Annotated in this window: 4 protein-coding genes; 1 reads left to right on the forward strand and 3 read right to left on the reverse strand. The window is 45.5% G+C overall.

Features of this window, described 5'->3' with window-relative positions; genetic code table 11:
- Nucleotides 1-75: 75 nt before the first annotated feature.
- On the reverse strand, nt 76-885 hold the full coding sequence (gene nudC, locus AB4653_RS11010; protein ID WP_009844679.1) for an NAD(+) diphosphatase: 810 nt from the start codon (nt 883-885) through the stop codon (nt 76-78).
- 165 nt (nt 886-1050) lie between these two features.
- Here nudC and AB4653_RS11015 point away from each other — a divergent pair, with 165 nt between their 5' ends.
- Complete coding sequence (locus AB4653_RS11015; RefSeq protein WP_012604999.1) at nt 1051-1548, forward strand: Rsd/AlgQ family anti-sigma factor; 498 nt, start codon at nt 1051-1053, stop codon at nt 1546-1548.
- Nucleotides 1549-1879: 331 nt separating this feature from the next.
- Here the strand turns inward: AB4653_RS11015 and rpoC are convergent, their stop codons facing one another.
- Both rpoC and rpoB read right to left on the reverse strand, forming a co-directional pair.
- Nucleotides 1880-6082: a DNA-directed RNA polymerase subunit beta' gene (rpoC, locus tag AB4653_RS11020; protein WP_009844676.1), complete on the reverse strand. Its 4203-nt coding sequence runs from the start codon at nt 6080-6082 to the stop codon at nt 1880-1882.
- 90 nt (nt 6083-6172) lie between these two features.
- The coding region (gene rpoB / locus AB4653_RS11025; RefSeq protein WP_372104158.1) for a DNA-directed RNA polymerase subunit beta at nt 6173-9788 on the reverse strand (3616 nt) is incomplete at its 5' end.

Consider the following 9788-nt stretch of genomic DNA (forward strand, 5'->3'; position numbering starts at 1 on the left):
TACTTACCCCCTCCACTTGTGGAGGGTTTTTTTTAGTGTTTGACCACCCATAGGCCAAATACTATCACAGGTAATTTAATGTTCTAGTTCTTGCTCCGCGACGCCGGCTTTCCTTATGTCATCGACTGTATTCTCAATCAATTGTCTCGCAATCGTTCCGACTGGAGCAACATCAGGTAGGCTTGTTACATCAAACCATTGGGCATCCGACAGTTCACTGTAATCGGGTTTAAGCGTACCACCAGCATAATCTGCCAGAAAGCCCATCATCATACTCGATGGAAACGCCCATGGCTGGCTACCAAAGTAACGGATATTACTCACATCGATCCCCGTTTCTTCTTTGACTTCGCGCGCCACACACTGCTCTAGGGTTTCTCCAACCTCTAGGAAGCCCGCTATTACCGTGTACATACCCGTTTTATGCCTTGGGTGCTGCGCAAGTAATATCTTGTTGTCGTTTCGTACAGCGACAATGATGCACGGGAAGATACGAGGGTAATGAAGCGTTCGGCAGTCTCCACACTGCATCGCCACCTGATTATGATTGAGATGATTACGACCGCCGCACTGAGGGCAAAAACGCATACTTTGTGTCATGTTCCCATACTGGATAGCTTTGCTTGCGATCAGAAAACTTGATTCAGGCCAGTGAAGCAAATCTCTTAGGCTGACCATGCTCAGATCAATCTCCACATCGCAATCGTTGAGCCAATACACCTTACGACCTTGATGCTGACCAATGCAGATTGCATGCTCGACATCCAGCCCTAGCTCTTCAGCTGAGCCATAAGGAAACTGATCATTATTAACCCAAATATCACTACCTGAAACGACGCACCAATAAGCTTGCTCTGTCATTTTGTTATCACTTTTTTTTAACATCCCTATGCCTCATTGCTTGCAGTTCGTTCATTTTACTGGCAATCTGATTTCATACTAGAGTTGTAGCAGAGAATAATTCAAACTATTACTTTTAGTAGCTACCAATAAAACGGACCCTGCTTAGGCAATTACTTGATCACAAGGTTGTGATCAGATCATGAGGACATGGTCATGCTAAATAAATTCAAACAAATACAAGAACAATGGGGTGGCTCTAATGAGGTCATCGATCATTGGCTCGAAACTCGACAGTCTCTAATCGTTGAGTATTGTAAGCTAGGTGCCTTGCAGCCAGCTAGCAATGGGCAATCAAACGTTGTTGAACTCCCTTCTCCTAAAGAAATAAGCTCATTCTGCGATCATGTTGTCGATTATATCTCAGAGGGTCATTTTAAGATCTACGATATGGTCATGAAAAAATGGCAAGCAACAGGCTTTAAAACCAATGACGAGATTGATACAACTTACGCGAAGATCGTACTTACAACCGAGCCGCTTCTAGAGTTCAATGATAAGTACGTTAAAGTAAGTGCAGACGATGAGTTGCCTAACTTCGAAGGAGATATGTCAAAAGTAGGTGAACTACTCGAAGTACGTTTTGAAGTAGAAGATAATCTTATCCAGCTTATTGCAGACAGTTTAGCGATTCCACCAGGCGCTTAGTTAGCTGAATCCTTAATAAGCTTGCCTCTGTGCAAGCTTTTTGTTTTGTCTGTAAGGTTATCCAAACTACCCAGAACCTTTCAGACAGAGCTTACTCGCTCGCCCTGACCTTTAGCCATAAGCATATGGTTACAGCCCTAATCAGCCTAATCATCTCTACCCTTTATCTTACTGGCCTCAAAGAGCACTCTTCAGGACATAAATCCAACCCCACCAGCTAGATAATCACACCTATCACTTTATAAGTCATAGCTAAATACCAATACGCCAGATACAAAAAAGGCACCCGAAGGTGCCTTTTTTCTTATCTCTTAGAGACTACTCGTAGAGCTTACTCTTCTGAAGAGAAACCAGCGTTTAGAAGTGCTGCTAGATTGTCAGTAGCTTGCTCAGCTGAAGGACCTTCTTGCTCTTCTTCACGTTGCTTTTGACGCTCTTGGTGGTATGCGAAACCAGTACCAGCTGGGATCAGACGACCAACAATTACGTTCTCTTTCAGGCCGCGAAGGTCATCACGCTTACCAGAAACCGCAGCTTCTGTTAGTACGCGAGTCGTTTCTTGGAACGATGCAGCTGAGATGAATGACTCAGTTGCAAGAGATGCTTTAGTAATACCTAGTAGATCACGTTCGAAACGCACTAGTTCTTTACCTTCAGCTTCTAGCTTACGGTTAGCAATCTTAACATTGTGGTACTCAACTTGTTCGCCAGGTAGGAACGGAGAGTCACCAGAATGTGTGATTGTACACTTACGTAGCATTTGACGAACGATAGTCTCGATGTGCTTATCGTTAATCTTTACGCCTTGTAAGCGGTAAACTTCTTGAACTTCGTTCGCGATGTACTGAGTCACAGCGTGGATACCACGTAGACGCAGGATATCGTGTGGAGTTTCAGGACCGTCGGCGATTACATCACCACGTTCAATCTTCTCACCTTCGAACACGTTCAATTGACGGTGCTTAGGAATCATCTCTTCGTAAGCGTCACCGCCTTCACGAGTGATTACTAGACGACGCTTACCTTTCGTTTCTTTACCGAAAGACACAGTACCTGTGTGCTCAGCAAGGATCGCAGGCTCTTTAGGCTTACGAGCTTCGAATAGGTCAGCTACGCGTGGTAGACCACCGGTGATATCTTTGTTTCCGCTCGATTTTTGAGGGATACGAGATAGTGTGTCACCAATGCCAACTTCAGCGCCATCTTCGATGTTTACAATCGCTTTGCCAGGTAGGAAGTAGTGAGCTGGCATATCAGTACCAGGAATCATTACGTCGTTACCTTGCTCATCAACAAGTTTGATAGCTGGACGCATATCTTTACCTGCTGCTGGGCGAGCTGCTGCGTCTGTTACTTCACTTGAAGAAAGACCCGTTAGATCGTCAGTTTGACGAGAAACTGTAATACCATCGATCATATCTACGAATTGGATACGACCTGCCACTTCAGTGATGATTGGCATGGTATGCGCTTCCCAGTTAGCTACAACTTCACCAGCAGTAACTGCTGCGTTGTCGCCTTTGGTTAGCATCGAACCGTAAGGAAGTTTGTGCTTCTCTTTCGTACGGCCGAATTCATCAATAATCGTCATCTCAGATGCACGAGAAGTGATAACCAGTTTCTTATCTTTGTTAACTACAAACTTAGCATTGTGAAGTTTCACAGTACCAGTTGTCTTAGCTTGGATGCTGTTCTCTGCTGCTGCAGTAGATGCCGCACCACCGATGTGGAACGTACGCATCGTTAGCTGTGTACCCGGTTCACCGATAGATTGTGCAGCGATAACACCAACTGCTTCACCTTGGTTCACTAGGTGACCACGTGCTAGGTCACGACCGTAACACTGTGCACAACAACCGAAGTCTGCATCACAGGTAACAACAGAGCGCACTTTCATGCTATCTACTGAGTTGTCTTCCATGATTTGACACCACTTCTCATCAATCAGAGTATTACGTGGAATCAGTACATCTTCAGTACCAGGCTTAAGAACGTCTTCAGCTACTACACGACCTAGAGCAAGCTCAGAAAGTGCAACTTTAACGTCACCACCTTCGATGTGAGGCATCATGTCGATACCTTCATGCGTGCCACAGTCATGTTCGTGTACTACAACGTCTTGAGCAACGTCTACTAGACGACGAGTTAGGTAACCCGAGTTTGCTGTTTTCAGTGCTGTATCCGCAAGACCCTTACGAGCACCGTGCGTTGAGATAAAGTACTGAAGGACGTTTAGACCTTCTTTAAAGTTCGCTGTGATCGGCGTTTCGATGATTGAACCATCTGGACGCGCCATCAGACCACGCATACCTGCTAGCTGACGAATCTGAGCTGCAGAACCACGTGCGCCCGAGTCAGCCATCATGTAGATGCTGTTGAACGATTCTTGCTGTTCTTCTTCGCCGTCACGGTTGATAACTGTTTCAGAAGATAGGTTATCCATCATTGCTTTCGCAACGCGGTCATTCGTAGATGCCCAGATATCGATAACTTTGTTGTAACGCTCACCCGCAGTAACAAGACCTGATTGGAATTGCTCTTGGATTTCACGAACTTCTTCTTCAGCAGATTCAATTTCATCGTATTTCGCTTGAGGAACAACCATATCGTTGATACCTACAGAAACACCAGAAAGTGCCGCGTATGCGAAACCTGCGTACATGATTTGGTCAGCAAATACTACTGTATCTTTTAGACCAAGCTTACGGTAACACTCGTTAAGAAGAGTAGAGATCTGCTTCTTACCTAACTTTTGGTTAACGATGCTGTACGGTAGGCCAGCTGGAACGATCTGCCATAGCATTGCACGACCTACAGTCGTATCAACTAGGCCAGTATTCGTTGTGCTATTGCCGTCTTCATCTACTACAGTTTCAGTGATACGTACTTTAACGCGAGCGTGTAGCTCAGCAGTCTTAGTACGGTATGCCTTTTCAGCCTCTGCAGGGCCAGCAAGGTACATACCTTCACCTTTCACGTTGATCTTGTCACGTGTCATGTAGTAAAGACCCAATACAACGTCCTGAGAAGGTACGATGATTGGATCACCTGATGCTGGCGACAGAATGTTATTCGTCGACATCATTAGGGTACGAGCTTCAAGCTGTGCTTCTAGAGTTAGAGGCACGTGTACAGCCATTTGGTCACCATCGAAGTCGGCGTTGTATGCCGCACACACTAGTGGGTGAAGCTGAATCGCTTTACCTTCGATTAGTACTGGTTCAAACGCTTGGATACCTAGACGGTGAAGTGTAGGTGCACGGTTAAGCAGTACTGGGTGTTCACGGATAACTTCGTCTAGGATATCCCAAACGATCGCTTCTTCGCGCTCTACCATTTTCTTAGCAGCTTTGATTGTCGTAGCCATGCCACGAGTTTCTAGCTTGCTGTAGATGAACGGCTTAAATAGCTCAAGTGCCATCTTCTTAGGAAGACCACACTGATGTAGACGAAGGTATGGACCAACTGTGATTACAGAACGGCCAGAATAGTCTACACGTTTACCTAGAAGGTTCTGACGGAAACGACCTTGTTTACCCTTGATCATATCAGCAAGAGATTTCAGAGGACGCTTGTTAGAACCCGTGATCGCACGACCGCGACGACCGTTATCTAGAAGGGCATCAACAGACTCTTGCAGCATACGCTTTTCGTTACGTACGATGATGTCTGGAGCCGCTAGCTCTAGAAGACGCTTCAAACGGTTGTTACGGTTGATCACACGACGGTAAAGGTCGTTCAGATCAGAAGTCGCAAAACGACCGCCATCTAGTGGTACTAGAGGGCGTAGATCTGGCGGTAGCACTGGAAGTACAGTCAGGATCATCCACTCAGGCTTGTTGCCTGACGAAATGAACGCTTCAACTAGCTTCAAACGCTTAGTAACTTTCTTACGTTTAGTTTCAGAGTTAGTTGTTTCCAACTCTTCGCGCATTTCTTCCACTTCTTGATGAAGGTCCATTGTTGAAAGCAGATCTTTGATCGCTTCAGCACCCATCTTAGCAGTGAATTCGTCACCCCATTCTTCTAGACGATCCAGATACTCTTCTTCAGTAAGCATCTGAGATTTTTCTAGATCAGTCATACCCGGTTCAGTTACTACGTACATTTCGAAGTAAAGAACACGTTCGATATCACGCAGAGGGATATCCATTAGTAGACCGATACGAGACGGTAGTGATTTTAGGAACCAGATGTGAGCAACTGGTGAAGCAAGCTCGATGTGGCCCATACGGTCACGACGAACTTTAGTTTGTGTAACTTCAACGCCACACTTCTCACAGATAACACCACGGTGCTTCAGGCGCTTGTATTTGCCACAAAGACATTCGTAGTCTTTAACTGGACCAAAAATACGTGCACAGAACAGACCATCACGTTCAGGTTTGAACGTACGATAGTTAATTGTTTCTGGCTTTTTAACTTCACCAAAAGACCACGAACGGATCGTGTCTGGTGAAGATAGACCGATTTTGATTGCATCAAATTCTTCGGTCTTATGCTGTGCTTTTAGAAAGTTTAATAAGTCTTTCACGTTCAGCTCCTGTAAGGAGTTAAAGGAGCTCACCGACTAAAGTGAGCCCCCTTTACCAAGTAATCCAATCTTCTTTATAAAAAAGAGGGATTACTCTTCGTCTTCTAGCTCGATGTTGATACCTAGCGAGCGAATCTCTTTCAACAGTACGTTGAACGACTCTGGCATGCCAGGTTCCATGCTATGGTTACCATCTACGATGTTCTTGTACATCTTAGTACGGCCGTTAACGTCATCCGACTTAACTGTTAGCATTTCTTGTAGAGTATATGCAGCACCGTATGCTTCTAGTGCCCATACTTCCATCTCACCGAAACGCTGACCACCGAACTGAGCTTTACCACCAAGTGGTTGCTGAGTTACTAGGCTGTAAGAACCAGTTGAACGAGCATGCATCTTGTCATCAACCAAGTGGTTCAGTTTCAGCATGTACATGTAACCAACAGTTACAGGACGCTCAAACGAATCACCAGTACGACCATCAAACAGTTTAAGCTGACCAGATTCTGGCAGATCACCCAGTTTAAGTAGTTCTTTGATTAGAGACTCAGAAGCACCGTCGAACACAGGTGTAGCAATCGGTAGACCGCCACGTAGGTTCTTGATCAGTGTACGAACTTGATCATCAGACAGTTCAGCAATATCAACTTTCTGACGAGTATCGCCAAGATCGTAAACCTTCTGTAGGAACTCACGGAACTTATGCAGTTCTTGTTGTTCCTTAACCATTTGGTTGATCTTGTCACCGATACCTTTCGCAGCCAAACCTAAGTGAACTTCTAGGATCTGACCGATGTTCATACGCGATGGTACACCCAGCGGGTTAAGTACGATGTCTACAGGCTGACCTTTCTCATCGTATGGCATGTCTTCAACAGGGTTAATCTTAGAGATTACACCTTTGTTACCGTGACGACCGGCCATCTTATCACCAGGCTGGATACGACGTTTAACCGCTAGGTAAACTTTAACAATCTTAAGAACGCCAGGCGCTAGATCATCACCTTGAGTGATTTTACGACGCTTAGTTTCAAACTTCTTATCGAAGTCTGCTTTTAGCTCATCCCACTGCTCAGCAAGTTGCTCAAGCTGTGTTTGTAGCGCATCGTCTTCTAGAACTTGCTCTAGCCATTGCTTACGACCGATAGTATCAAGCTTAGCTTCAGAGTAACCACCAGACAGAAGTACAGCTTTAACACGGTTAAGAAGGCCACCCTCAAGAATTTGGAACTCTTCAGTTAGATCTTTCTTAGCTTCTTTAAGCTGCATCTGTTCGATTTCAAGTGCACGTTTGTCTTTCTCTACGCCATCGCGAGTGAAGACTTGTACATCGATGATAGTACCCGAAACAGAGTTTGGTACACGTAGAGAAGTATCTTTAACATCAGATGCTTTCTCACCGAAGATAGCACGTAGTAGCTTCTCTTCAGGAGTCAGTTGAGTTTCACCTTTAGGGGTTACTTTACCAACTAGGATGTCGCCACCCTTAACTTCAGCACCAATGTAAACGATACCTGACTCGTCTAGTTTAGACAGAGCAGACTCACCTACGTTTGGAATATCAGCTGTGATCTCTTCAGAACCCAGCTTAGTATCACGAGCCACACAAGATAGTTCTTGAATGTGGATTGTCGTGAAACGGTCTTCTTGAACTACGCGCTCAGATACTAAGATCGAGTCTTCGAAGTTGTAACCGTTCCAAGGCATGAATGCGATACGCATGTTTTGGCCAAGAGCTAGTTCACCAAGGTCTGTTGAAGGACCGTCAGCAAGAACATCGCCGCGTGCAACTGGTTCACCAGGAAGTACAGTTGGACGTTGGTTAATACATGTGTTTTGGTTCGAACGCGTGTACTTAGTCAGGTTGTAGATATCGATACCAGCTTCGCCAGGTACCAATTCATCTTCGTTAACCTTAACTACGATACGAGAAGCGTCAACAGACTGAACTTGACCACCACGTTTAGCAACCGCTGTAACACCAGAGTCAACTGCGATGTTACGTTCGATACCCGTACCTACTAGAGGCTTATCAGCTCTCAGTGTTGGTACAGCTTGACGTTGCATGTTGGCACCCATCAATGCACGGTTCGCATCATCGTGTTCTAGGAACGGGATAAGCGAAGCAGCGATAGATACTACTTGGTTTGTCGCAACGTCCATGTAGTCAACGTGATCGCGTGGGTGAAGACCAGATTCACCTTTTTGACGAGCTGTGATTAGCTCATCTGCAAACGTACCTTCTTCAGTAAGAATGGTGTTTGCTTGCGCGATTACGAATTGACCTTCCTGGATTGCAGACAGGTAATCAACTTCTTCTGTTACTACACCATCTACTACACGACGGTACGGAGTTTCTAGGAAACCGTAATCGTTACAACGTGCAAATGCAGATAGCGAGTTAATTAGACCGATGTTTGGACCTTCAGGCGTTTCGATCGGACATAGACGACCGTAGTGAGTTACGTGAACGTCACGTACTTCGAAGCCTGCGCGCTCACGAGTAAGGCCACCAGGACCTAAAGCAGAGATACGACGCTTGTGCGTAACTTCTGACAATGGGTTGTTTTGGTCCATAAACTGTGAAAGCTGTGAAGAGCCAAAGAATTCTTTAACTGCAGCAGAGATCGGCTTAGCGTTGATAAGGTCTTGAGGCATGATTGCATCAAGGTCACCAAGGCTTAGACGTTCTTTAACGGCACGTTCTACACGAACTAGACCAACACGGAATTGGTTTTCTGCCATTTCACCTACAGAACGGATACGACGGTTGCCAAGGTGGTCGATATCGTCCACTTCACCAATGCCGTTACGGATACCAATCAGTTTCTTCATCACTTCGATGATGTCTGATTCATCCAGAGTACCGCGCTCTTCTTCTTCTTCACGCTCGATAGAGCTGTTGAATTTCATACGGCCTACAGTTGATAGGTCGTAACGATCTTCAGAGAAGAATAGGCTTTCGAACAGTGATTCTGCAGCTTCTTTCGTTGGTGGCTCGCCAGGACGCATCATGCGGTAGATTTCTACCAATGCAGAGATGCGATCTACTGTGCTATCCGCACGTAGAGTGTCTGACATGAATGGACCATGGTCTAGGTCATTCGTGAACAGCACTTCTAGAGTCTTGTGACCTGCTTGAGACAGGTTAGCAAGTGCTTCTAGGCTAATCTCTTGGTTTGCGCCAACGATGATCTCGCCAGTTGCTTCGTTGATGTAATCTTTCGCAGCAATCTTTTCAACGATGTACTCTACTGGTACTTCGATGTGCTCAACGCCATCTTTTTCAAGTTGACGGATATGGCGAGCAGTTACACGACGACCAGTCTCAACGTAAGTTTTGCCGTTTGCTTCGATGTCGAATGACGCAGTTTCACCACGTAGACGATCAGGAACCAACTCCATAAGTAGAGTTTGGTCTTTCACTTCGAAGTTCACTTTGTCGAAGAACAGATCTAGGATCTCTTCAGTCGATTTACCAAGTGCACGAAGGATAATCGATGCTGGTAGCTTACGACGACGGTCGATACGTACGAATAAGTTATCCTTAGGATCGAACTCAAAGTCTAACCATGAGCCACGGTAAGGAATTACACGTGCGTTATAAAGAACTTTACCTGATGAGTGGGTCTTACCCTTATCACTGTCGAAGAACACGCCTGGGCTTCGGTGCAGCTGGGATACGATAACCCTCTCGGTACCATTA

Source organism: Vibrio sp. 10N.222.48.A3 (assembly GCF_041475345.1).
Lineage (GTDB): Bacteria > Pseudomonadota > Gammaproteobacteria > Enterobacterales > Vibrionaceae > Vibrio > Vibrio tasmaniensis_A.